Genomic DNA, 22,637 nt, shown 5'->3' on the forward strand with positions numbered 1-22,637 from the left:
ATCTTTCAAGATTTGAATCATTTCTTCGGTACTATCGTGCAATAGATTTATATGCTAAAAATAACCTTTTTTCTCAGTGCCTTTCTTTTTTTGGGATGGTCGGCAAGTGGGCAGGTAGTTCAGGAGCCAAAAAGCTATTTGGCGCTTTATCAGGATCAGTTACCTTTTTTTCAAGAGTTAATTTCCGGTGGCCTATACGCTGATGCACCTAAGAATTTTGACGGGTTTCCGTTTTACAATATTCGGGTATTTGAACCCGGGGTGTTAAAAATCAATGAAGTAAGCTACAGTGAGGTTCCGCTACTTTACGATAGTCAGGCGGACTGGGTGATTACTTTTCATCCGATTTACAATCAAAAAATTCTTATAAAGTCTGAGAAAGTAGATGAATTCAAATTGAGTGATGGCTCAGTTTTCAGAAATTTCAAAGGCAATGATTCTTACACACATCATGAAAATGGGTTTTATGAAGTGTCTTTTGATGGAGAGATAAAGTTGTTGATTAAGCACTACAAAGTCCTTAAGCCCGTAAAAGAACTAGGCCAGTATACCAAGGAGTATGTTGAGTACAGTAATTTTTTTCTTTGGAATAAAGGACAGTTTGAACCCGTAAGTAGAAAGTCACAAGCGATCAAATTATTGGGCTTGGATAAAAAAGAAGTGAAGAAATCATTTAAGGGTAATCCCCTTGATTTTAAAAGAAATATGGAAGAATATCTCGCGAGATTAGTTCAGTTGAGAGTAGATTCTGATCAGGAATTTGAAGGTTTCGTCAAATGAAAAAGTTTGTACTCTTTTTTATCCTGTTGATTAGTGTTTTCCAAGTTGGATTTTCACAAACTACTACTCCAACCAAGCTTTCAGGAATGTATGCCGGTCTAAGTTTCGATCGATTTGTAGATCGAGTCGAAGGGGAAACAGCTTATCGGTTTTTTTATAAAGAATCTGACGTAGAAGAATTAACTGTAAATCTTCAGTTGACGAACTCAGACTTGAGACCTGCATTGGATCAGATTTTTGAAGGAAAAGGAATCACCTACCTGATTGATAAAAGTAACCAAGTCTGGATCACGAAAGGTAGAAAGTTGACCTTAGATTTTCCTTCCGATTACTTCGAGATTCAAGAGCGCACGGAAGGGGTGAGTTCCAGTTCGGATTCGCTTGAGGCTTTTGCAAAAAATAAACGATTTGTGATCGGTAGGGCATCAGATAATCCAAACTCGAAAACAGCAACTCTTAGCGGAGTGGTCACAAGTATTGAAACAGGTCAGCCGATAAATGGGGCAGTAGTTCTGGAAAAAGTGAATTACACCCAAATTGTCACAGATGCATCCGGTCGGTACAAGCTTACCCTTCCCAAAGGGAGACATGCCATCACCGTTCAAAATATAGGTGGATTTCAGGAGCAGCGACAGATCGATCTTTTGGGAGATGGAATATTGGATATGCGAATCGAGGAAAGCGTCCTTTCTCTGGATGAATTTGTCGTGAGTTCGGGAGCACTTTCGAATATCAATAAACTGGAAATGGGAGTGCAATCACTCAGTATGGCTGAAGTGAAAAGACTTCCGGCTGTATTAGGAGAAGTGGATGTACTTCGAGGGGTATTAACTATGCCTGGTGTGAATACCGTCGGTGAAGCCAGTGTAGGATTCAATGTAAGAGGTGGTGCAGCGGATCAAAATCTGATTTTATATAATCAGTCCACGGTTTTCAATCCCGCTCACGTATTTGGTTTCTTCTCAGCTTTTAATCCTGATATGGTCTCAGGAGTAGAACTTTATAAAGGTTCTGTTCCGGTGAATTATGGGGGGAGACTTTCTTCGGTGCTTCAGGTCGCTCCAAAATTTGGACAATCGGATAAGATCGGAGTGAGTGGAGGGATAGGGATCATGACTGGGAGACTAAGTGTGGAAGGTCCGATCAGTGATAAAACCACTTTTATTGTTGGAGGCCGTACTACCTATTCCAATTGGGCGCTGAATCTCCTTGAAGACGAAGCAGCCCTAAATGGCTCTCAGGCCTCATTCTATGATTTGAATGCGAATATCAGGCATCAGATCAATGAAAAAAACACCCTTGAATTTACCAGTTATTTGAGCAGCGATGAGTTCAGCTTTGATCCTGATACCACCTATTCGTATCAAAACCTAAATCTTGCCCTTTCATGGAGACATTTTTTCAATGATCAATTGGAGGGAAAATTCACGGCAGGATACGATAGCTATCAATTTGGGATCATCGGTCAGGACAATCCTCTGAATTCCTTTGATTTCAAATTTGATGTAGGGCAGATCCATGCTCGTGCGGATTTTGAATACCGCAAAAATGAGCGTCATATTTTGAAGTTTGGTCTGCATGCGATACAGTATCAGTTAAATCCGGGATCAAATAGTCCTTTTGGAGCAGAATCTATTGTCATTGAAGAAGATCTGGAGGATGAGCAAGCCCGGGAGATCTCGATCTATATAGGCGATGAGTTTTTTGTAAATGAGCGCCTGTCGATAAGTTATGGAGGTAGATATATGCTCTATCAATTATATGGTCCTTTGACAGTGAATCAATATGTACCAGATGCTCCAATTACGGAAAGCAATGTGATAGGGGAAGAGAGTTTTGGAAAGGGAGAGAATGTCAAAACCTATCATGGGCCGGAGTTTAGAGTCTCAGGAAGATACAATCTGAACAATCAATCTTCGGTAAAACTTGGATTCAATACCATGCGTCAGAATCTGCACTTACTCTCCAATACTTCAGCTATTGCTCCGACTGACTCATGGAAACTGAGTGATAGCTATATCAAACCACAAACAGGAGGGCAGGCTTCTTTGGGCTACTACCGAAATATGGCAGGAAACAGACTTGAGTTTTCGACAGAGGTGTACTATCGGTATATGAACAATCTGCTCGACTACCGATCCGGAGCTACGATTATTCTGAATGAAAATATTGAGCAAGATGTGCTCAACTCTGTAGGCAAAGCCTATGGAATAGAATTACTCCTCAAAAAGAATACAGGGGCTCTTAAAGGCTCTTTGGCCTACACTTACTCTAGGTCCCTGATGCAAACCTCTGATGAGCCAAGCATTGAAAAGATCAACAACGGAGATTTCTATTCCAGTAATTTTGATCAGCCACACCATGTGGTTTTGGTTGCCAATTATGAATTGAGTAAGCGATTGAACACTTCAATAAACGGAAATTACAGTACAGGAAGACCTGTGACACTTCCGATTTCAAAGTTTGAATATGCTGGATCGGAGCGAGTTTACTTTTCCGATCGAAATGCCTACCGAATCCCGGATTACTTCCGAATTGATATCTCTATCAATCTGGAAGGGAATCACAAAGTCAACAAACTTGCACATGCCTCTTGGTCAGCGGGAGTTTACAATGTGCTAGGTAGAAGCAATCCTTATTCTGTTTATTACACTCCAGTGGAAGGTCAGTTGCGCGGGTATCAATTGTCCATTTTTGCAAGACCAATTCCTTTCATCACATATAATTTCAGGTTCTAATGAGACGAATTCAGCTAGTAGTTTTGTTTTGCTTTTCTATCCTGATAGGATGTAGAGAGCCATTTGAACCAGAAATTAGAGCCACAGATTTGAATGTACTTGTAGTAGAAGGATATTTAGACTCAGAAGGTTTGCCAAGTATCCTGGATCTGTCTTATACCAGAAATATCCAGGATGAATTTAATTCAAGCTCCAAGGTATTTGGTGCAAATGTCTATTTGGAGAGTTCTGAAGGGGAGCGATTTGGATTGGTAGAGTTGGGAAATGGCAGTTATGAATTCAAGCATGATATTTCAGAAAGTGACACTTACGTGCTTCGGATATTTCTTCCCGACGGGACCAGCTACTCTTCTACTCGGTTGACTCCATTGATTACCCCTGATATTATTGATGTGGGTTTTGAGAAAAATGAAGCTGGGGTAGAGATCTTTTTGACTACAAAAGGAAATTCTGAAGCTGATGATTTTCTATGGACCTTTGATGAGACCTGGCAATTTCGGCCTCCGATTACTTCTCAGGTAAAATATGATCCAGAGCAAAAGGATGTGGTGCTTCGGGCTCCCGATGAGCGAATAGATTTGTGCTATTTGAGTAAAAGAAACTCAGATTTGATTTTAGAGACTTCCTCCAGATTTGAAGATCAGTTTGTGTTTAGGCAGACTATCAATCAGATTAATCAGGGTGATGAGCGGCTTACCATTCGCTATAGTATTTTGATTTCGCAAAAGGCACTGACCAAAGATGCTTCAGAGTTTTGGGAGATCTTGAAGAAGAATACCGATGATTTGGGATCGATCTTCAGTCCATTACCTTCAATAGTCACAGGAAATATGACTCAGGATCAAAATCCAAATGTACCTGTTATAGGTCAAGTTGGATTGGGGAAAGTACAGCAGCGAAGATTATTTATAGACATTCGGGATGTGGCACCTTGGAGAGCGGAAGTTCCCGAATATGAAAATTGTCTTCTTTCGGCCGATACAGTATTGATTCGAGATTATGATTCAAGATTCCGTTCAGGCGTCAATATTCCTGCACTACCGATCTATCCAGAGAATGCTTTCAATCCTATAGGTTATCGGTATTCTTCTTTGATCTGTGTGGATTGTACGCAGCGTGGTAGCAATGTTAAACCTGACTTTTGGGTAGATTAATTATGAATCAGGTGAAAAAATCAGCATTATTTTTAGGACTAATAATTAGCCTAATTGCTCAGACTGCGTTTGGGCAGACTCCCAAGTTGGATCCTGAGCAAGTCAGTTTTTCCATTCCAAAAAACATTTACTTCGGAGGGGAACGAATATGGATTAAAGCAGAGGCTTTTGCTGATGGTATCCCGGCACCTTCTCAGATTATCTATGCAGAATTAGTAAACCGCTACAATGAGTCAGTAGCCATTGCGAAAATGCCGCTGACTGACGGAGCAGCCTTCAACTTCCTGAGGATTCCGGCCAATCTGCCTTCAGATCATTATTTGTTGCGTGTTTTTACGCGTATAAGCCCTTATTTGGATTTAGAGTCAGGTCTTGTCCAACAATATGTTACCATTTTCAATAGTGCAGTTCCTCCTGAGGTGGTTGCCAGTCGCAAGACAATTAACAGTGCTGAGCCAAAAGATAATCTAATTTCAATATCCACTAATCAAGTCAAAGCTGGGGAAACAATTGAAATTACGCTGAATCAGGAAGTCAGAGATTTGGAGCTGGCAGTTTCTGTTAGTAATCCTTTCTTGGAAAATCAAAGCATTATTTTGTCTTCAGAGATTTACCAAGGGGTTGCACCTCGGACGCTGGTACCTGAGCTGTTTGGACATATCGTGGAGGCAAAGTTAGACCAAGAGAATCCAGACGCTGAACAACTTTACTACCTCTCTGTGCATGGTGCTAAATCGGCATTATTCACTGATAGACCTGATGAAAACGGGTCATTGTTTTTTGATGCTGGAGGGATGAAAAACTGGCGATTTATGGTGGCCCAGGCAAATAACAACAAAAGTTTGTTGGATCTATCCATTGTGTCTCCTGCCCCTAAAACAGAGTTTAAGGCTGGTTTCACTTTTCCTTTCTTGACAATCTCACCGGCTGATCAAGCCTATTTGCAGGAGTTGTTGAGAGGGGGACAGATTGAAGGGTATTTTGTGCAGGAATTTGACAGCAGTCCATTTCCGGTAGTAACTGGATTTGTAGAGGATCAGACGTATAATCTCGATGATTATACTCGTTTTGAATCGGTGGAAGTGGTCATTAAAGAGTATGTCCCTGAAGTTGGTGTGAAAACTGTCCAAAAAAGAAAGGAATATCGGGTTCTTGATAAAGTGAGAGGGGCAATTTTTGACGATAATCCCTTGATGCTGGTGGATGCTATGCCAGTCTTTGATTCTGATTTATTGGCGGCTTTTAACCCGAAAGGTTTACAGAAATTAGAAGTGCTGACTCGGAATTTCTACCTGAACGAGGAGGTATTTCCTGGAGTGATTAGCTTCAGTTCCTACAATAATAACTTCGGCGGTTTTCCTATTCCAACCAATGGTATGTACCTGGACTACCAAGGGATACTACCAAAAGTTTTGGAAAGTGAAAACCTATTCGCAGCCGTAGATTCTGATTCGAGAATTTTGGACTGGCGCACTGTTCTGTTTTGGTCGGAAACAGCCAATTCAAATTTGACCTCAAATAAAGTAACCTTGAAAGCTCCGGCCACAAAGGGCAAGTTTAGAGTCCGATTAGATTACCTTGATTCCAATGGAAAAAAGCAGACAACCTTCAAATATTTTGAAGTGAACTAGGTTACTTTGACATCAAATTCCTGATCTCAAGTGCTTATCGCTTATCCTCCCAAGGAAGGTAAACCACCTTTTTGGTCTCAAAAAATTCTTCCTTGAAATAATCCTCCAGATGATAGACAACGTAGGACTTGTCCAGTTCATCCATTTCCTCATCTACATCCCCGCCTTTTAGGTAGAGAATTCCATTTTGGAATTCGTTAAAATCCTCTTTTCGGATCTTGTTTTTTACCCAGGGATAAAAATTAGCCATCCTTGTGACTGCTCGGCTGATCACGAAATCATACTTTCGTACCAATTCCTCTGCTCGGGCTTGCTGCGCTTCTACATTCGCCAGTTTAAGCTGTTTCACCACATCTTTCACCACGGTGATTTTTTTTCCAATGGAATCTACCAAATGGAAATGAGTGTCTGGAAATAAGATGGCTAATGGAATCCCCGGAAAGCCGCCTCCTGTGCCGATATCGAGTACTTTAGTGCCAGGTTGGAATTCCATTACTTTGGCAATTCCTAGCGAATGAAGCACATGGTGCACATAGAACTGCTCCATGTCCTTTCGACTAATCACGTTTATTTTTGAATTCCAATCGGCATAGAGCTCCTCTAAGCCAGCAAACTGTGCTAGCTGTGTTTCACTTAAGCCGGGAAAATAGGTAGCGATTAAATCAGTGCCTGTTTGCATTAAATATGTTTTTCTTTGCCTGCAGCAATTTCATAGAGAAGCTCCCTAGATCGGTGCAATTGCGCTTTTACAGTTCCTAAAGGCTTCTCAAGTTCTTGAGCAATTTCCTCGTAGGAGAGTTCATCAAAGTATCGTAACTGAACCAGTTTTCTGTATTTGGCAGGAAGCTTATCTACAAAGATTCGTACCATCTCAATACGCTGAGTTCGGATGTATTCATCCTGAGGATTATTATCATCGTCCTCTACGTCAATCGTGACCGAATTCCCGCTATCATCAGAAAGGGTCCCGTTCAGACTCATGGTTTTGAGTTTTTTCTTTCGAATGAAATCAATGGTGTTATTGGTAGCAATTCGAAAAAGCCAAGTTGAGAAGGTATAATCTTTTTTGAAGCGATGAAGATTCTTAAAAGCTTTCGCGAAAGCTTCCATGGTCAAATCCTCTGCATCGTCAGCATCCCTGATCATTTTAAGGATCATGTAATAAACAGCTTTTTTGTATCGCCTCATGAGTGATGCAAATGCCTGCTGATCTTTGTTTTGCACAGCTTTATCTATCAGATCAAAATCCTCAAGAGCTTTGGTAGAAAAATCACGTTTATTTATTTCCATTGAATGTCTTTTGACTGATGGGAGATTGTCCCTAATATCCAAAAGTAACCCAAATACAAGAAATCCAGTAGCCAGATAGTTTTGGAGGTATTCGAACCTTGGATCTTTTTACTCGCCTTATCAAATATGATGGTAACAAGTATAGACCGTAGAAGGATAATACCGAAAACGACCAAAAAATGTTCCCAACTTTGGGCTAAACCGAAATAAATAAGCAAACCTATTCCTCCAATCCAGAATAAAGCATGTGAAAAAGAGAAAAATCCAATTTTTTGTTTGTCCTCGCTTGCATAGTACTTCCCCGCGTGGAGGTGTCTTTTCTTTTGAATCAGGTAATCTTTGCGATTTTCTTTTGGGATCGAAGTTGTGTTTGCAGCAGGATCCAGAACTATAGCAGCGTTTTTTCCATTTGCATATTGATTGACGAATAAATCGTCATCGCCGCCCTGAATATGCCAAAGTCCTTTGAAAGCTTTTGCTTCCATAAAAAAGCTTTTGCGATAGCAAAGATTCCTACCGACAGCCATGAAAGGCTTTTTCCACAAGCCAAAGGAAATGTAAAAAAGTGCAGTAAGAATAGTTTCAAATTGGATCCAGTTATTTAAAAAGCCTGATTTTTGAGCATAGCCCGAAAATCCAATTGCAAATGTTTTTTGTTCTTCTCTAACAGGAGCTGTCATTTTACGAATCCACTGATCCGAATCTGGTATACAGTCTGCATCGGTGAGTAGTATGACATCGTGCTTGGCCACTTTGATTCCCAGGGTCAATGCATACTTCTTTGAGGTGACATGGTTTGGGGTATATTTAATAGTGACGGATCGTAGCTTAGGATAGATCGCCATCATTTCTTCTAGCAATCGCTTGGTACGATCTGTTGATCTATCATTTACGATCATCACATCAAAAGACTCATAGTCTTGCTCAAAAAGTTTGGGGATCAGTACTTTCAGGTTTTGAAACTCATTGTGCGCAGCAACAAGAACAGTTACGCCCTCGAGATTTTTATCTGAGACAGAAGAGTTGGTTTTTGTTGAGGAAAAAGCAGTTTTCCCAAAAATAAATAACAGGTAAACCACCTGAATAGATATTCCAATACCGAATAATAACCAAAGTAAAAATAGGCCCATAGGTCAGTTTGCTGGGCAAATATAAAATCAAATTCAGCAAGTCATTTAAGAATAAGCGTATATTTTTGTACCCTTTGAGGACAATTGTGAAATATCTGTCCAAAATTCAATTCATAGCTATGAAGTTTACGCTTACAAAAAAAGATAAAGGGTCTAATGCACGTGCTGGGGTAGTCAGTACGGATCATGGTGAGATTCAGACTCCTATTTTCATGCCTGTCGGTACAGCTGGTTCTGTAAAAGCAGTGCATCAGCGTGAATTGGAAGAGGATATCAAAGCCCAAATAATTTTAGGAAATACTTATCACCTTTATCTCAGACCGGGTTTAGATATCTTGGAAAAGGCTGGGGGCTTACACAAATTCAACGGCTGGCAAAAACCAATTCTTACTGATAGTGGCGGGTATCAAGTCTTTTCTTTGGCAGGTACGCGAAAAATCAAGGAGGAAGGAGTGATGTTTAAGTCTCATATTGATGGATCAAAACACCATTTCACTCCCGAAAATGTCATGGATATCCAGCGAACGATTGGGGCTGATATTATTATGGCATTTGATGAGTGTACGCCTTACCCTTGTGAATACAGCTACGCTCGCAATTCTATGGAGATGACTCATCGTTGGCTAAAGCGATGCATTAATCGTTTTGATGAAACTGAGGGAAAGTATGGCTACAGTCAGACACTTTTCCCAATTGTCCAAGGATCGGTTTACAAAGACTTGAGAGTTCAATCTGCTGAGTTTATTGCTTCCTGTGATCGGGAGGGTAATGCGATCGGCGGGCTTTCGGTGGGGGAACCCGCTGAGATGATGTACGAAATGACAGAATTGGTGACGAATATTTTGCCCACTGAAAAGCCACGTTATTTGATGGGAGTGGGAACTCCAGCCAATATTTTGGAATGCATTGCTTTGGGAGTAGATATGTTTGATTGTGTGATGCCTACTCGGAATGCCCGAAATGGAATGCTTTTCACTTCAGAAGGTTTCATTAATATTCGAAACGAAAAGTGGAAAGATGATTTTACAGGAATTGATCCAGCCATTGGAGGATACGCCAGTACATTTTATTCGAAAGCCTATCTTCGGCACCTGACCATTAGCAAGGAGATATTAGCCGCCCAAATCGCAAGTATTCATAATTTGAGCTTTTACCTTTGGCTGGTAGGGCAGGCGAGGGAGCATATCCTTGCTGGGGATTTTAGCGTATGGAAAGATCAAATGGTGAAAAAAGTGAGCACTAGATTATAATATGAAGCTTCTCGACAAACTGATCATCAAGGATTTTCTCAAGACCTACTTTTTTGTCGTAGTGATGCTTGTCTTGATTGTATTGGTTTTGGATTTCACAGAAAAGAACGATACCTATATCCGTAATGAAGTCCCTTCCAGAGAGATTTTAAAGTATATGGGGAATTACGGACTCTACCTAAATAATCTTCTTACTCCGATTACGGTTTTTATATCTGTCATTTTCATCACCTCAAAAATGGCCGGGCGAACAGAAATCATTGCCATTTTGAGCAGTGGGGTCAGTTTTATGCGAATGCTCAGACCTTTTCTTTTTGCTGCTTCCATGATTGGTGCGATAAGCTTTCTTTTGAATGGTTGGATATTGCCAGTCGCTACTGCGGGAGTTAGCAGATTTCAGATGACCTATCTAGACAAGGGCAATGCTTCGAGTGAATCCAATATTCATATCAAGGTAGGACAGGATTCTTATGCTTATCTCAGTAGATTTTTCAAAACCTCAAATCAAGGCTACAACTTTACGCTGGAAACGATCCGTGATGGGGAATTGCTAAATAAACTTTCCTCAGATCGTATCGAGTGGGATACTGCAAAAAATGTTTGGACTTTGCGAAATTGGAGACTTCGTGAGTTGAGAGCGGATGGAGAGGACTATACCGTAGGAGAAAATCTTGATACCACCCTCTCGATTCGTCCCGAGGACTTTGATCTGCCAAAAAATCATCATGAGACGCTAAAACTACCTCAGTTAAGTAAACAAATCCGGATCTTGGAGGAGCGGGGAGCTGACAACGTGAGTTTTTACAAAATTGAGCGCTACGTTCGTTTTATGTCACCCTTTGCTGCAATTATTCTAACCTTTATTGGGGTGATTATGTCTGCCAGAAAGACACGAGGAGGATCTGGTTTTCAGATTGCGATGGGATTCTTGTTGGCATTTGTGTATATCATTCTTTTCATTCTTTCCAGAACTTTTGCGGAAAATGGCGCTGAGTACCCAATTTTAGCGGTATGGATGCCTAATATCATATTCGCTCTTACTGGATTATTTCTCTATAAAACTGTACCTCGCTAGATGAAGGCTTCGATTAAAGATTACCTGATGCTTCATCTCATTGTATTGATTTGGGGATTTACTGCGATTTTGGGATTGCTGATTTCTTTGCCTTCTATTGAGTTGGTCTTTTACCGTACGCTGATTGCTTCGGTCGGAGTAGCAGGAATTTTCCTGTTTAAAAAGAAAAGTATTCTCCTACCTTTTGATCAGATGATCAAGGTAGTCTTGGTTGGTTTCGTAATCGGATTGCATTGGATTCTTTTCTTTTGGTCGGCAAGAGTTTCAACAGCCTCTGTATGTCTGGCTGGCATGGCGACTACCTCGCTTTGGACTGCATTTGTGGAGCCGATTTTCAATCGCACTAAAATCAAATGGTATGAAGTTGCCTTGGGCTTAATGGTGATTTCTGGACTTCTGGTGATCTTCAGCTTTGAGTCTGGATATTGGCTTGGTTTAAGTCTGGCTTTAGCTGCCGCTTTTTTAGCTGCAGTATTTTCAGTTTTAAACAGTAATCTTGCCCACAAGCATAGTCCCTACCAGATCACCTTTTATGAAATGGCAGGTGCTTGTCTTTTTTCACTTTTATTTATGCCGATCTACACCAATTTTATCAGTTCTGAAGGATTGAAATTGAATTGGGAAGGCTACGATTGGTTTTGGCTATTTATTTTGGGAGGAATCTGTACCGTTTATGCCTTCTCGGTTTCTGTCGAATTGATGAAGCGACTCACCGTCTTTTCTATCAACCTGACGATTAATTTGGAGCCTGTTTATGGGATCATTTTGGCGGTACTGATTTTTGGGGAAAGTGAAAAAATGACTGCGCAGTTTTACCTCGGAACAGCTATTATTCTGGTTTCGGTACTGACTTATCCTGTGCTGAATTTTTGGAATAAAAGACGAAAGCCAGTGAGGTCTTTGGGGTGAATTTTTTAGAGCGTTGTTATATCATTCAAAGTCGCCAAGGCCTGTTTCAGTTCGGCCTCTTTCAATTCTCCTATTTTTTCAATCAAGCGGGTTTTTGAAACAGACCGAATGTGGAAAACCATTAATTCCGAAACAGATTTCAAACCGTTTTTTTGAGACGGTTCCAAAATCGGGTTTCCTTGATAATTTTTGATTTTTGAAGTTAAAGGAGCGATGATGACCACTTTCAAAAACTTATTCATCAGATTTCCACTCAGAATTACTGATGGCCGTCTTCCGGATTGTTCAGATCCTTCAGTTGGGTTAAGGTCGACATACCAAATCTCACCTTGCTTCATTCTCAAGCTGTGTAAGGTAGTCTTCCATTCCTTCTTCCGCGAGCGCAATCATGTCTGAATCGTTATCTGCTTGACGATAAGATTTGACATATTCGGCTCGCTTGAGATGATCAAGATAGAGGGAAAGTGCTGCTTCAATCAGCTTGTTTTTTGGAAGCTTCAGTTTTTTTGCATATTCTGAAAGCTTATCAAGCAGATCATCCGGCAGTGTACTAGTGAATGTTGCCATTATATTTTGTATTTATGAAACATAAATATAAATCACATTTATCAATCTAGCATGCTCTCAAAATAAAAATAATTTCCCCGCAGTTTAATTGAATCAGGCTTTTCCTCAAACAAACCAAATACACTCGAACCCGATCCTGACATCGCAGCATAAAATGCACCAGCATCATAAAGTCTTTTTTTGATCTCCGCTATCTCTGGATGGTTGGGAAATATACTTTCTTCAAAGTCATTGATCAGTTCATCTTTCCAGCGGCTCCGATCTGCAAGCACTTCTTTAAGATTAGTCTTAGCGAGAGCAGGGCTTACGCCGGCATAGGCTTCTTTAGTACCGATATGAATTAGAGGATTGATCAAAACCAAATGAGTTCCTTTCAGGTCTAAGTCGATATGCTCTAAAATCTCTCCTCTTCCGGTAGCGATTTTGGGGGTGTTTTCTACAAAAAAAGCACAATCACTCCCTAGTTCAGCGGCATATTCTTCCAGAAAGAAATCATCCAGCAGCAAGTCAAAAAGATTGTTCATTAGTTTGAGCGCAAAAGCGGCATCTGCGGATCCTCCCCCCAAACCAGCTCCAATGGGGATGTTTTTATGTAAGTGAATATTCAGGTGCGGAAGATTTGGAAAGTCTTTTTTCAAAAGCTGATAAGCTTTCAGAATCAGATTGTCTTTTTCATTTCCCGGAATGGTAATTCCCGTGGATGCGAAACTGGTTTTCTTTGGATCCACGATCATTTCCAGGGCATCCAAGAGCGGAATCGGAAGCATGCAGGTTTCGATCTCGTGGTAGCCATCTTTTCGTTTGGAAGTGATATGGAGGCCAAGATTGATCTTGGCGTTTGGGAAAGAAATCATGGTTTTTTGCTTTGAAACAAAAATAGAAGTTTTATCAACTGAATATTAGAAGTTTTTCATTTTGATAAAATGATAACAAATCTGTTTATTATTGAAGTAAATGTGGGCTATTGAATTTTTTGTTAGAAAAAAGGAAATTTTTTTTCATAAATATTGAAAAACCATAAAATCAATACAATATTTTGAGAAATGAAATATTGAACAAATCATTATCTGAAATACAGGGGTGTTTGCTAGTAAATACAGATGATAATTTTGAAAAAAATAATTATACCTCTATGTTTTAGAGATCAAATATTGAAAATGTAAAATTAAATATTGTAAGTCTGCTCAAACGGTTTTAAGTTTGGGAAGTGATTTACTATCATAATCTATCAAACCTAGACAATCATATGTACCGAGTGGTCTTCTTGCTAAGCTTTATTATTCTCATTGGATCTTAATGTGAGGCACTAGACTATTTATATCAATCGAATAAAAATCTAAAGTGCCTCATTCAACTGAGGCATTTTTTTTTACCCTATCCTATGAATCTGAAAAAATACAGTTGGGAAATCAGTGACAACGACGAGCATCCGGCAGGGAAAGCGATGCTTTATGCCACAGGTTTGAGTGATAAAAAAATGAAGCAGCCCTTTGTAGGGATAGCCAGTTGCGGCTATGAGAGTAATCCCTGTAATATGCACCTCAACGACTTCGCCGGTTTGATCAAGAATTCTTCACAGGATCACGATTTGACCGGTTTAGTTTTTAATACCATAGGGATTTCTGATGGGATTTCTATGGGAACAATGGGCATGAGGTATTCGCTTGTCTCAAGGGATATCATCGCAGACTCAATTGAGTCATTTATTCTAGGTCACTCCTTTGACGCTTGTATTGCACTTGCAGGATGTGATAAGAATATGCCAGGAGCCATCATGGGTATGCTTCGAATTGATCGTCCTTCTATTTTGGTTTATGGGGGTACCATCGCCTCAGGAAATTACAAAGGGGAGAAATTGAATATCGTTTCTGCTTTTGAGGCTTTTGGTAAGCGAATTAATGGGGCTATCTCAGATGAAGATTACGATGGAGTGATCCGAAATGCCTGTCCCGGAGCGGGTGCTTGTGGAGGAATGTACACAGCAAATACCATGTCATCAGCTATTGAAGCAATGGGGATGTCGCTACCGTACTCCGCATCTTATCCTGCCAATTCTCCTGAAAAACTCGAAGAATGTCGTCAGGTAAATAAATACATGCGCATTCTCCTGGAGCGAGACACTAAACCAAGTGATATCATTACTAGGAAAAGTATAGAAAATGCAGTTCGAGTAGTGATCGCTCTTGGCGGAAGTACCAATGCAGTGCTCCATTTACTGGCTATTGCCCAGACGGCAAGAATAGATTTTACTTTGCAGGATTTCAAAGCACTGAATGCGAAAACGCCGATGATTGCAGACTTTAAGCCATCAGGAAAATTTTTGATGGAAGATCTTCATGAGCAAGGTGGATTGCCGGCATTCATGAAGTATTTCTTGGAAAAGGGGTTTTTACATGGCGATTGTTTGACAGTTACTGGAAAAACGCTGGCCGAGAATCTAGAGAATATTGACCCGATTGTAGCATCGATGGTCAACGTGATACATCCAGTGGAAACTCCGATTAAGCCGGAAGGACACCTTTGTATCCTATCGGGAAATCTTGCGCCAGATGGGGCAGTGGCTAAAATCACCGGTAAAGAAGGAAAAGCATTCACTGGGCCGGCTATTGTTTTTGATTCTGAGCAGGAGGCAAACGATGCCATTCGTGATCATCAAGTGAAAGCCGGAGATGTGGTAGTGATCCGAAATGTCGGACCGAAAGGTGGTCCTGGAATGCCTGAAATGCTCAAGCCTACTTCCATGATTATTGGAGCAGGACTGGGTTCTTCTGTTGCATTGATTACTGATGGAAGGTTTTCCGGAGGAACTCACGGATTCGTTGTAGGCCATGTCACTCCCGAAGCTTGGACAGGAGGGCCGATAGGTCTACTCGAAAATGGGGATCAAATCACGATTGATGCAGATTCAATGGAGATTTCTGTTGCTGTTTCTGCAGAGACTTTTGCCGAGCGAAAAAAGACTTGGAAACAAAAGGAGGTTCCTGGACTTCAGGGAACACTCAAAAAATACAATAAACTAGTAGCTACTGCTTCAGAGGGATGCGTGACAGACAAATTCTAACCTTTGAAATCGAGCAGAAAGAAAGACATTATAGTATCGGGATAACCTTTGAAAACCCAATAACAAACAGATGAAAGAATCTAAAATCAGAGGAGCGGACATTGTAGTAAGAGCACTTATAGAAGAGCAGGCAGATGTGATTTTTGGTTATCCCGGAGGAGCGATCATGCCTGTATATGATGCCTTGTATGATTATCATGATCAATTGAGACATGTGCTCACTAGGCATGAGCAGGGTGCGATTCACGCAGCACAGGGATATGCCCGGGTTTCGGGAAAAGTAGGTGTCTGCATAGCTACCTCAGGTCCCGGAGCTACCAATCTAATTACTGGATTAGCCGATGCTCAGATTGACAGTACGCCTTTGGTATGCATTACTGGTCAAGTTGCAGCACATTTATTGGGGACAGATGCATTTCAAGAGACTGATGTGTTAGGGATTTCTATGCCCGCCACCAAATGGAATATACAGGTCAGAAGAGTAGAAGATATTGCCCCTGCAATTGCAAAGGGGTTTTACATCGCAAAATCAGGAAGACCAGGTCCTGTTTTAATTGATATTACAAAAAATGCTCAGGTAGATTTTGGTGAGTTTAATTATGTTAGATGCGAAGGCTTTCGTTCTTATAAAACTCAGATTCCGGTGGAAAAGAGTGCTATCCAAGAGGCCGCATTTTTAATTAACATGGCCAAAAGACCCTATCTTCTTTTTGGACAAGGAGTGATTCTTGGAAAAGCGGAAGATGAGTTGAAATCTTTTTTGGAAAAGAGTGGGATCCCTGCTGCTTCAACCTTGTTGGGTTCAGGGGCATTATCCCAAGATCACCCAAATTATGTAGGCAAATTAGGGATGCATGGCAACTATGCGCCAAATCTACTGACCAACCAATGCGATATATTAATCGCTGTGGGGATGCGTTTTGATGATCGTGTTACAGGCGATTTGAAGCGATATGCAAAGCAAGCAAAAGTTATTCACCTCGAGCTTGATCCTGCAGAAATCAATAAAATCGTAAAATGCGAAGTTGCGGTTGTTGGGGACTCTAAAGAAAGCCTTGCGCTGTTGACAGAGGCCGTCAATCAAAAATCCCATCCGGAATGGATGGCTAAATTCCGCGAATTGGAAGAAGAAGAAAATGCCGCTGTAATCACCAATGACCTGAAGCCTACAAAAGCCGGCTTGACGATGGGAGAGGTGATCCATCAGATTAACCAATATAAAGCGGATGATGCCGTGCTTGTGACAGATGTTGGACAGCATCAGATGATCGCTTGGCGATATTTTAATTATAAGAAAACAAGAACTCAAGTCACTTCAGGAGGATTGGGCACAATGGGCTTTGCGCTCCCTGCGGCACTTGGAGCACAACTTCACGATTATTCCAGACAAGTGATTTGTGTAGTTGGAGATGGGGGTATCCAGATGACCATTCAGGAACTTGGTACAATAATGCAAACTAAAGCCCCTGTAAAAATTGTGCTTTTGAATAATAACTTTCTAGGCATGGTGAGGCAATGGCAGCAGATGTTTTTTGACAAGCGCTATTCTTTCACCGAACTGGATAATCCGGATTTTATCAAAATCGCAGAAGCTTACAGTATCAAAGCCCAAAAGGTCACAGAAAGAGGTGATTTGCAAGAGGCAATTGAGGATATGCTAATCCACGACGGGCCATTCTTCTTAGAGGTAGTGGTGGAGAAAGAAGACAACGTTTTTCCAATGATCGCTACCGGATGTTCGGTAGAAGAAGTCAGACTTAGCTAAAACTACCCTATGAAGCGCTATACTATATTCGTTATCACTGAAAATTTTATCGGAATCCTTAATCGGATCACGATCATTTTTACTCGAAGAGGGATCAATATCGATGCCTTAACTGCATCAGAAAGTAGGGTAGAAGGAATCCATCGGATTACCATCGAGGTCACTGCTACAGAAGAGACAGTGATTCAGCTAGTCAATCAGATTGAGAAAATAATTGATGTCATCAAGGCTTTTCATCATGAGGATGAAAGTGTGGTCTATCAAGAAATTGCTCTATACAAAATCCCGGTTTCCAAGTTAGATGGGGGTTTGGAAAAAATCATCCGACAACACAATGCCAAGATCATAGCGGCAGAACCTGAATTTGTCGTTTTGGAATTGACAGGGCACAAGGAGCAAACACAGGAATTATTGGAAATTCTCAAAGAGTATGGTCTCTTGGAATTTGCCCGGTCTGGAAGAGTGGCGGTGGCTAAGCGTATGCTTACTATTGACAGTTTCGTGAAGTGATTAGCATTAAGAAATAAAAAATAAAATCGAATTATACCAAAAACAGGTACGAAAAGGACCTATTAAATCAATTAACAAATGAAATTAAAATTCGGCTCAGTAGAAGAAAACGTAGTAACCAGAGATGAATTTCCTTTGGAAAAAGCTAGAGAAGTCCTCAAGGATGAAGTAATCGCAGTTTTGGGTTATGGGGTGCAAGGACCTGGTCAGGCTCTTAACCTGAAAGACAATGGATTCAATGTAATCGTTGGTCAGCGTAAAGGCTCGAAGACTTGGGATAAAGCTGTTGCTGATGGCTGGGTTCCTGGCGAAACACTTTTTGAATTGGAAGAGGCTTGCGAGCGAGGTACAATTCTTCAATTCTTACTTTCTGACGCTGGTCAAATAGCAGCTTGGCCAATGGTGAAAAAACATCTGACTCCGGGAAAAGCACTTTATTTTTCTCATGGATTTGGTATTACCTACAAAGAGAAAACAGGAATTATTCCTCCCGCTGATGTGGATGTGATTCTAGTTGCTCCAAAAGGTTCAGGTACTTCACTTCGTAGAATGTTTGTAGAAGGGCGAGGTTTGAATTCATCCTATGCTATTTTCCAGGATGGTACAGGCAGAGCGAAAGATCGAGTGATTGCGTTGGGTATTGGAGTTGGCTCAGGATACTTGTTTGAAACCGATTTTTACCGTGAGGTGACTTCAGATTTGACAGGAGAAAGAGGCACCTTAATGGGAGCCATTCAAGGGATTTTTGCAGCGCAATATGAAGTGCTCCGTGCAAATGGACATACGCCTTCAGAGGCTTTCAACGAAACAGTGGAAGAATTAACCCAGTCATTAATGCCTTTGGTGGCGGAAAACGGAATGGATTGGATGTATGCCAACTGCTCTACTACCGCGCAGCGAGGTGCACTGGATTGGTGGAAGCCTTTCCGTGATGCGTCAAAGCCTGTTTTTGAAGCACTTTATGAATCCGTAAAATCAGGCAAAGAAGCCCAGAAGTCAATCGATTCAAATTCTAAAGCTGATTACAGAGAAAAGTTGGAAGCGGAATTGAAAGAATTGAGAGAATCAGAAATGTGGCAAGCTGGAGCAGTTGTGCGTCAGTTGAGACCAGAGAATAATTAAACCTAAATCCGGAAAAGATGAGTGAGAAGCTTTGGATATTTGATACTACCCTCCGAGATGGGGAGCAAGTGCCTGGATGTCAATTAAACACCCAGGAGAAGATAATTGTGGCGAAAGCCTTGGAAGAATTAGGAGTGGACATTATTGAGGCAGGATTCCCAATTTCCAGCCCGGGAGACTTCAATTCGGTGTTAGAAATTTCAAAGGCTGTTTCAAATCCGATTATCTGTGCCCTATCGAGAGCGGTAGAAAAAGATATTGAAGTAGCGGCTCAATCCTTGAAGTTTGCAAAAAGAGGCCGAATTCATACTGGAATCGGTGTTTCACCTTACCATATTCAGTATAAGCTTCGCTCTACCCCGGAAGATATCATCGCAAGAGGAGTTGCAGCAGTGAAGTTTGCCAGAAGATTTGTGGATGATGTGGAATTCTATGCAGAGGATGCTGGGCGTGCAGAGCATGATTTCCTTGCTAAAATCATCGAGGAAGTGATTAAAGCTGGAGCGACAGTTGTCAACATTCCTGATACTACGGGATATTGCCTACCTGAGCAGTATGGAGCCATCATCGCAAGTTTGAAGAATAACGTTCCAAATATTGACAAAGCTATCATTGCCACCCATTGCCACAATGACTTGGGTATGGCTACTGCTAATACCGTAGCTGGTGTTCAACAGGGCGCTCGCCAAGTGGAGGTAACCATCAACGGGATTGGCGAACGAGCTGGTAATACGTCTATGGAAGAAGTGGTCATGGCAATCAAATGCCATAAATCGATTGACGTCCATACTGATATTGTCACTCCTAGAATTTACAATACCAGCCGTTTGGTGTCTAAGTTGATGAATATGCCTGTGCAGCCTAACAAAGCAATCGTAGGAAGAAATGCTTTTGCACACTCGTCAGGAATCCATCAAGACGGTGTCTTGAAACATCGGGAAAATTATGAAATCATTGACCCGAAAGATGTGGGTGTTGCGGAGTCTACCATCGTATTAACCGCCCGATCTGGTCGCGCTGCTTTGAAGCATCATTTGGATGCTTTGGGGGTAGAATTGGAAGGGGAGGCTTTGCGAGAAGTATATGAAGCCTTCTTGATTTTAGCAGATAGTAAGAGGGATATCGGACGAAAAGACCTGATGGGATTAGTCGGTAAATATGTGACTGATTCTAATTTCATTGAACTCGAAAACGTGTCTTATTCTTCAAATGGTACAATCCAAGCAAAAGTTAAACTGAAAATTGGAGAAGAATCACAAGAGGCTTCGGCTCATGGAAATGGACCTGTTGATGCAGTATTAAAGGCTATCGAAAAATTGGCTAAACCTCACGTCGAAGTAGAAGAATTTTTGATTCAGGCGATTACCCACGGAAGTGATGATGTGGCCAAAGTTCACATGAAATTAATCAAAGGAGAGAAGCCCTATTTTGGCTTTGCCTCTAACTCCGACATTGTCCTGGCTTCCGCTCAGGCATTTGTCGACGCACTAAATAAAATTCCAGTCAAAGAATATGTGACTGCTTAATTATGGAAAAGACAACCTTATTTGATAAAATCTGGGATGCGCACGTAGTCAAATCCGTGCCAGCTGGTCCAGATGTGTTTTTCATTGATAAACATTTTATCCATGAAGTAACATCACCTGTAGCATTTCTAAATCTGGAAATCCGAGGAATTGGTGTGAAATATCCAGAGCGGACTATTGCTACCCCTGATCACAATGTGCCAACCATAAACCAGGAGCAGACAATCAAGGATCAGCTTTCCAGAATGCAGGTACAAAAGCTTCGGGACAATTGCTCCAAATATGGGATCGAACTTCATGATTTGGGTTCTGCTCATCATGGCATTGTCCATGTGATTGGTCCTGAATTGGGGATCACTCAGCCTGGAATGACCATCGTCTGCGGAGATAGTCATACTTCTACACATGGTGCATTTGGTGCGATTGCTTTTGGAATTGGTACTTCAGAGGTAGAAATGGTTTTGGCTACGCAATGCATCATGCAGTCGAAAGCTAAAAAAATGAGAATCACAGTCGACGGTGAACTTGGAAAAGGGGTAACCTCAAAGGATATTATTCTATACATCATTGCAAAAATAACTGCAGCGGGAGCTACAGGCTATTTTGTAGAATACGCGGGATCTGCCATTCATAGTCTTTCTATGGAAGCCAGAATGACTATTTGCAATATGTCAATTGAAATGGGAGCTCGAGGAGGATTAATCGCCCCTGATGAGACAACTTTCAATTACCTGAAAGGCAAAAGATATTCGCCGAAAGGAGAAGATTGGGATAAAGCAGTCGCTCACTGGAAAACCTTGAAAACAGACGAAGGTGCTGTATTTGATAAGGAATACCATTTTGACGCAGCGGACATTGAACCGATGATCACCTATGGTACTAATCCTGGAATGGGCATCAAAGTGAAAGGCACAATCCCTACTACTGAAGGCATGGAGGGAAGTAATAAAACCTCTTACCTGAAGTCATTAGCTTATATGGGGTTTGAGGCCGGTGAACCGGTCAAAGGAAAACTAGTGGATTATGTCTTTGTAGGTTCTTGTACTAACGGACGAATCGAAGACATTCGGTCTGTTGCACAATTTGTCAAGGGTCATAAGAAAGCGGATAATATCACTGCTTGGATTGTTCCAGGATCTCGTGAAGTGGAGAAGATGGCTCATGAAGAAGGCTTGGTGAAAATCTTGGAAGAAGCTGGATTCGAATTGCGACAGCCAGGCTGTTCAGCTTGTCTGGCGATGAATGATGATAAAATTCCTTCAGGGAAATATGCTGTCTCCACTTCCAATCGAAACTTTGAAGGTCGTCAAGGACCGGGAGCTCGTACGATGCTCGCTTCTCCTTTGACCGTAGCGGCAGTAGCTGTGACCGGAAGAATCTGCGATCCAAGAGAAGTATTTCCAAATTAAAATACAAAGTCAGAAATGGGAAGTACGAGTTTGAATTGGTAAGTAAGATTTATGCACCGATCAAATTTTCAAATTTTCAAATTTTCCAATCTTTCAATCAAAAAAAATGGCTTACGATAAATTTACAGTGCTTAAAAGTACTGCAGTTCCTTTGCCCACAGAAAATGTGGATACCGATCAGATTATTCCTGCAAGATTCCTCAAAGCGACCGAACGAGTTGGCTTCGGTGACAATCTCTTTCGAGATTGGCGCTATGATGTGGAGGGCAATCCAAAAAAGGATTTTGTGCTAAATGATCCTACTTACTCTGGAAAAATTCTAGTTGCAGGAAAGAACTTTGGCTCTGGATCCAGCCGTGAGCACGCAGTTTGGGCTTTGTATGACTATGGCTTCAGAGCGGTAGTTTCGAGCTTTTTCGCAGATATTTTCAAAAATAACTGCCTGAATATCGGCGTACTTCCGGTGACTGTATCTGCTGAATTTGCCGATAAATTGCTTTCTGCAATTACTGCTAATCCGGAAACTGAAATCGAAATTGATCTTGCTGCTCAGAAAATCACCTTGAGTTCAACTGGTGATTCTGAATCCTTTGATATCAATGAGTACAAAAAGGATAACATGAAGCATGGATTCGATGACATCGATTACCTGCTGAATATGTCAGCTGAGATCGATGCCTTTGAGGCAAGTAAAAAATAAGTTGCGGTCTGCAACCAAAT

Annotated in this window: 20 protein-coding genes; 14 read left to right on the forward strand and 6 right to left on the reverse strand. The window is 41.2% G+C overall.

Annotated features, from left to right (window positions below):
• The first annotated feature begins 51 nt into the window (after nucleotides 1–51).
• Genes BVC88_RS04225 through BVC88_RS04240 form a run of 4 tightly spaced genes read left to right on the forward strand, consistent with a single transcriptional unit; the run spans nucleotide 52 to nucleotide 6,303 of the window.
• Entirely contained in the window at nucleotides 52–780 is a 729-nt protein-coding gene (locus BVC88_RS04225; RefSeq protein ID WP_075349366.1) for a hypothetical protein, read from the forward strand.
• Nucleotides 777–3,518 carry a TonB-dependent receptor gene (locus BVC88_RS04230; protein ID WP_075349367.1) on the forward strand — a complete coding sequence of 914 codons (2,742 nt, stop codon included), beginning with the start codon at nucleotides 777–779 and terminating at the stop codon, nucleotides 3,516–3,518. The genes BVC88_RS04225 and BVC88_RS04230 overlap by 4 nt, the downstream gene beginning before the upstream one ends.
• Nucleotides 3,518–4,672 carry a DUF4249 domain-containing protein gene (locus tag BVC88_RS04235; protein ID WP_075349368.1) on the forward strand — a complete coding sequence of 385 codons (1,155 nt, stop codon included), beginning with the start codon at nucleotides 3,518–3,520 and terminating at the stop codon, nucleotides 4,670–4,672. Before BVC88_RS04230 ends, BVC88_RS04235 begins: the two co-directional genes overlap by 1 nt.
• A 2-nt stretch (nucleotides 4,673–4,674) precedes the next feature.
• A complete protein-coding gene (locus tag BVC88_RS04240) occupies nucleotides 4,675–6,303 on the forward strand; it encodes a hypothetical protein (protein ID WP_075349369.1) in 1,629 nt (542 codons plus the stop codon).
• A gap of 34 nt (nucleotides 6,304–6,337) precedes the next feature.
• On the opposite strand, the gene rsmG is transcribed toward BVC88_RS04240, so the two are convergent.
• Genes rsmG through BVC88_RS04255 form a run of 3 tightly spaced genes read right to left on the reverse strand, consistent with a single transcriptional unit; the run spans nucleotide 6,338 to nucleotide 8,723 of the window.
• Nucleotides 6,338–6,982, reverse strand: a complete 645-nt coding sequence (rsmG, locus tag BVC88_RS04245) for a 16S rRNA (guanine(527)-N(7))-methyltransferase RsmG (protein WP_075349370.1) — start codon at nucleotides 6,980–6,982, stop codon at nucleotides 6,338–6,340.
• Nucleotides 6,982–7,593: a sigma-70 family RNA polymerase sigma factor gene (locus tag BVC88_RS04250; protein WP_075349371.1), complete on the reverse strand. Its 612-nt coding sequence runs from the start codon at nucleotides 7,591–7,593 to the stop codon at nucleotides 6,982–6,984. Before BVC88_RS04250 ends, rsmG begins: the two co-directional genes overlap by 1 nt.
• The gene (locus BVC88_RS04255) at nucleotides 7,584–8,723 is read right to left on the reverse strand and encodes a glycosyltransferase (RefSeq protein ID WP_075349372.1); all 1,140 of its coding nucleotides are present in this window, start codon (nucleotides 8,721–8,723) and stop codon (nucleotides 7,584–7,586) included. Before BVC88_RS04255 ends, BVC88_RS04250 begins: the two co-directional genes overlap by 10 nt.
• A 119-nt stretch (nucleotides 8,724–8,842) precedes the next feature.
• Between BVC88_RS04255 and tgt the strand changes: the two genes are divergently transcribed.
• From tgt to BVC88_RS04270, 3 genes are read left to right on the forward strand one after another with little or no spacing between them, the layout of a single operon-like run.
• Nucleotides 8,843–9,973 carry a tRNA guanosine(34) transglycosylase Tgt gene (tgt, locus tag BVC88_RS04260; protein WP_075349456.1) on the forward strand — a complete coding sequence of 377 codons (1,131 nt, stop codon included), beginning with the start codon at nucleotides 8,843–8,845 and terminating at the stop codon, nucleotides 9,971–9,973.
• Between the two features lies 1 nt (nucleotide 9,974).
• Nucleotides 9,975–11,048: an LptF/LptG family permease gene (locus BVC88_RS04265; RefSeq protein WP_075349373.1), complete on the forward strand. Its 1,074-nt coding sequence runs from the start codon at nucleotides 9,975–9,977 to the stop codon at nucleotides 11,046–11,048.
• Nucleotides 11,049–11,957 (forward strand): DMT family transporter, encoded by a 909-nt coding sequence (locus BVC88_RS04270; RefSeq protein WP_075349374.1) that lies wholly within the window; start codon nucleotides 11,049–11,051, stop codon nucleotides 11,955–11,957. It abuts the gene before it with no gap.
• A 5-nt stretch (nucleotides 11,958–11,962) separates the two neighbouring features.
• On the opposite strand, the gene BVC88_RS04275 is transcribed toward BVC88_RS04270, so the two are convergent.
• The 3 genes from BVC88_RS04275 to ispE are packed head-to-tail and all read right to left on the reverse strand — an operon-like array spanning nucleotide 11,963 to nucleotide 13,378.
• The gene (locus BVC88_RS04275) at nucleotides 11,963–12,295 is read right to left on the reverse strand and encodes a type II toxin-antitoxin system PemK/MazF family toxin (RefSeq protein WP_075349375.1); all 333 of its coding nucleotides are present in this window, start codon (nucleotides 12,293–12,295) and stop codon (nucleotides 11,963–11,965) included.
• Complete coding sequence (locus BVC88_RS04280; RefSeq protein WP_075349376.1) at nucleotides 12,282–12,524, reverse strand: ribbon-helix-helix domain-containing protein; 243 nt, start codon at nucleotides 12,522–12,524, stop codon at nucleotides 12,282–12,284. Before BVC88_RS04280 ends, BVC88_RS04275 begins: the two co-directional genes overlap by 14 nt.
• A gap of 41 nt (nucleotides 12,525–12,565) precedes the next feature.
• Nucleotides 12,566–13,378: a 4-(cytidine 5'-diphospho)-2-C-methyl-D-erythritol kinase gene (ispE, locus tag BVC88_RS04285; protein WP_075349377.1), complete on the reverse strand. Its 813-nt coding sequence runs from the start codon at nucleotides 13,376–13,378 to the stop codon at nucleotides 12,566–12,568.
• A gap of 527 nt (nucleotides 13,379–13,905) precedes the next feature.
• On the opposite strand from ispE, the gene ilvD reads away from it, so the two are divergent.
• From ilvD to leuD, 7 genes are all read left to right on the forward strand, one after another.
• The gene (gene ilvD / locus BVC88_RS04290) at nucleotides 13,906–15,585 is read left to right on the forward strand and encodes a dihydroxy-acid dehydratase (protein WP_075349378.1); all 1,680 of its coding nucleotides are present in this window, start codon (nucleotides 13,906–13,908) and stop codon (nucleotides 15,583–15,585) included.
• 70 nt (nucleotides 15,586–15,655) lie between these two features.
• Nucleotides 15,656–17,350: a biosynthetic-type acetolactate synthase large subunit gene (gene ilvB / locus BVC88_RS04295; protein ID WP_075349379.1), complete on the forward strand. Its 1,695-nt coding sequence runs from the start codon at nucleotides 15,656–15,658 to the stop codon at nucleotides 17,348–17,350.
• 9 nt (nucleotides 17,351–17,359) lie between these two features.
• Nucleotides 17,360–17,860, forward strand: coding sequence for an acetolactate synthase small subunit (gene ilvN, locus BVC88_RS04300; protein WP_075349380.1), 501 nt, complete (start codon nucleotides 17,360–17,362; stop codon nucleotides 17,858–17,860).
• 78 nt (nucleotides 17,861–17,938) lie between these two features.
• A complete protein-coding gene (gene ilvC, locus BVC88_RS04305; RefSeq protein ID WP_075349381.1) occupies nucleotides 17,939–18,982 on the forward strand; it encodes a ketol-acid reductoisomerase in 1,044 nt (347 codons plus the stop codon).
• A gap of 17 nt (nucleotides 18,983–18,999) precedes the next feature.
• Nucleotides 19,000–20,508, forward strand: coding sequence for a 2-isopropylmalate synthase (locus BVC88_RS04310; protein ID WP_075349382.1), 1,509 nt, complete (start codon nucleotides 19,000–19,002; stop codon nucleotides 20,506–20,508).
• Between the two features lie 2 nt (nucleotides 20,509–20,510).
• Nucleotides 20,511–21,917, forward strand: a complete 1,407-nt coding sequence (leuC, locus tag BVC88_RS04315; protein ID WP_075349383.1) for a 3-isopropylmalate dehydratase large subunit — start codon at nucleotides 20,511–20,513, stop codon at nucleotides 21,915–21,917.
• A gap of 106 nt (nucleotides 21,918–22,023) precedes the next feature.
• Nucleotides 22,024–22,617 (forward strand): 3-isopropylmalate dehydratase small subunit, encoded by a 594-nt coding sequence (leuD, locus tag BVC88_RS04320; protein WP_075349384.1) that lies wholly within the window; start codon nucleotides 22,024–22,026, stop codon nucleotides 22,615–22,617.
• Nucleotides 22,618–22,637: the final 20 nt, after the last annotated feature.

It is taken from the genome of Algoriphagus marinus (genome assembly GCF_001936475.1).
Lineage (GTDB): Bacteria > Bacteroidota > Bacteroidia > Cytophagales > Cyclobacteriaceae > Algoriphagus > Algoriphagus marinus.

What these genes read in the sequence shown, in the direction of transcription:
- BVC88_RS04270 (WP_075349374.1), top strand. Translation starts at nt 11,049, where the DNA reads ATGAAGGCTTCGATTAAAGATTACCTGATGCTTCATCTCATTGTATTG.
- BVC88_RS04235 (WP_075349368.1), top strand. Translation starts at nt 3,518, where the DNA reads ATGAGACGAATTCAGCTAGTAGTTTTGTTTTGCTTTTCTATCCTGATA.
- BVC88_RS04230 (WP_075349367.1), top strand. Translation starts at nt 777, where the DNA reads ATGAAAAAGTTTGTACTCTTTTTTATCCTGTTGATTAGTGTTTTCCAA.
- BVC88_RS04255 (WP_075349372.1), bottom strand. Translation starts at nt 8,723, where the DNA reads ATGGGCCTATTTTTACTTTGGTTATTATTCGGTATTGGAATATCTATT.
- ilvD (WP_075349378.1), top strand. Translation starts at nt 13,906, where the DNA reads ATGAATCTGAAAAAATACAGTTGGGAAATCAGTGACAACGACGAGCAT.
- leuD (WP_075349384.1), top strand. Translation starts at nt 22,024, where the DNA reads ATGGCTTACGATAAATTTACAGTGCTTAAAAGTACTGCAGTTCCTTTG.
- BVC88_RS04225 (WP_075349366.1), top strand. Translation starts at nt 52, where the DNA reads ATGCTAAAAATAACCTTTTTTCTCAGTGCCTTTCTTTTTTTGGGATGG.
- ilvB (WP_075349379.1), top strand. Translation starts at nt 15,656, where the DNA reads ATGAAAGAATCTAAAATCAGAGGAGCGGACATTGTAGTAAGAGCACTT.
- BVC88_RS04275 (WP_075349375.1), bottom strand. Translation starts at nt 12,295, where the DNA reads ATGAAGCAAGGTGAGATTTGGTATGTCGACCTTAACCCAACTGAAGGA.
- BVC88_RS04250 (WP_075349371.1), bottom strand. Translation starts at nt 7,593, where the DNA reads ATGGAAATAAATAAACGTGATTTTTCTACCAAAGCTCTTGAGGATTTT.
- BVC88_RS04280 (WP_075349376.1), bottom strand. Translation starts at nt 12,524, where the DNA reads ATGGCAACATTCACTAGTACACTGCCGGATGATCTGCTTGATAAGCTT.
- tgt (WP_075349456.1), top strand. Translation starts at nt 8,843, where the DNA reads ATGAAGTTTACGCTTACAAAAAAAGATAAAGGGTCTAATGCACGTGCT.
- leuC (WP_075349383.1), top strand. Translation starts at nt 20,511, where the DNA reads ATGGAAAAGACAACCTTATTTGATAAAATCTGGGATGCGCACGTAGTC.
- ispE (WP_075349377.1), bottom strand. Translation starts at nt 13,378, where the DNA reads ATGATTTCTTTCCCAAACGCCAAGATCAATCTTGGCCTCCATATCACT.
- ilvN (WP_075349380.1), top strand. Translation starts at nt 17,360, where the DNA reads ATGAAGCGCTATACTATATTCGTTATCACTGAAAATTTTATCGGAATC.
- BVC88_RS04265 (WP_075349373.1), top strand. Translation starts at nt 9,975, where the DNA reads ATGAAGCTTCTCGACAAACTGATCATCAAGGATTTTCTCAAGACCTAC.
- rsmG (WP_075349370.1), bottom strand. Translation starts at nt 6,982, where the DNA reads ATGCAAACAGGCACTGATTTAATCGCTACCTATTTTCCCGGCTTAAGT.
- BVC88_RS04240 (WP_075349369.1), top strand. Translation starts at nt 4,675, where the DNA reads ATGAATCAGGTGAAAAAATCAGCATTATTTTTAGGACTAATAATTAGC.
- BVC88_RS04310 (WP_075349382.1), top strand. Translation starts at nt 19,000, where the DNA reads ATGAGTGAGAAGCTTTGGATATTTGATACTACCCTCCGAGATGGGGAG.
- ilvC (WP_075349381.1), top strand. Translation starts at nt 17,939, where the DNA reads ATGAAATTAAAATTCGGCTCAGTAGAAGAAAACGTAGTAACCAGAGAT.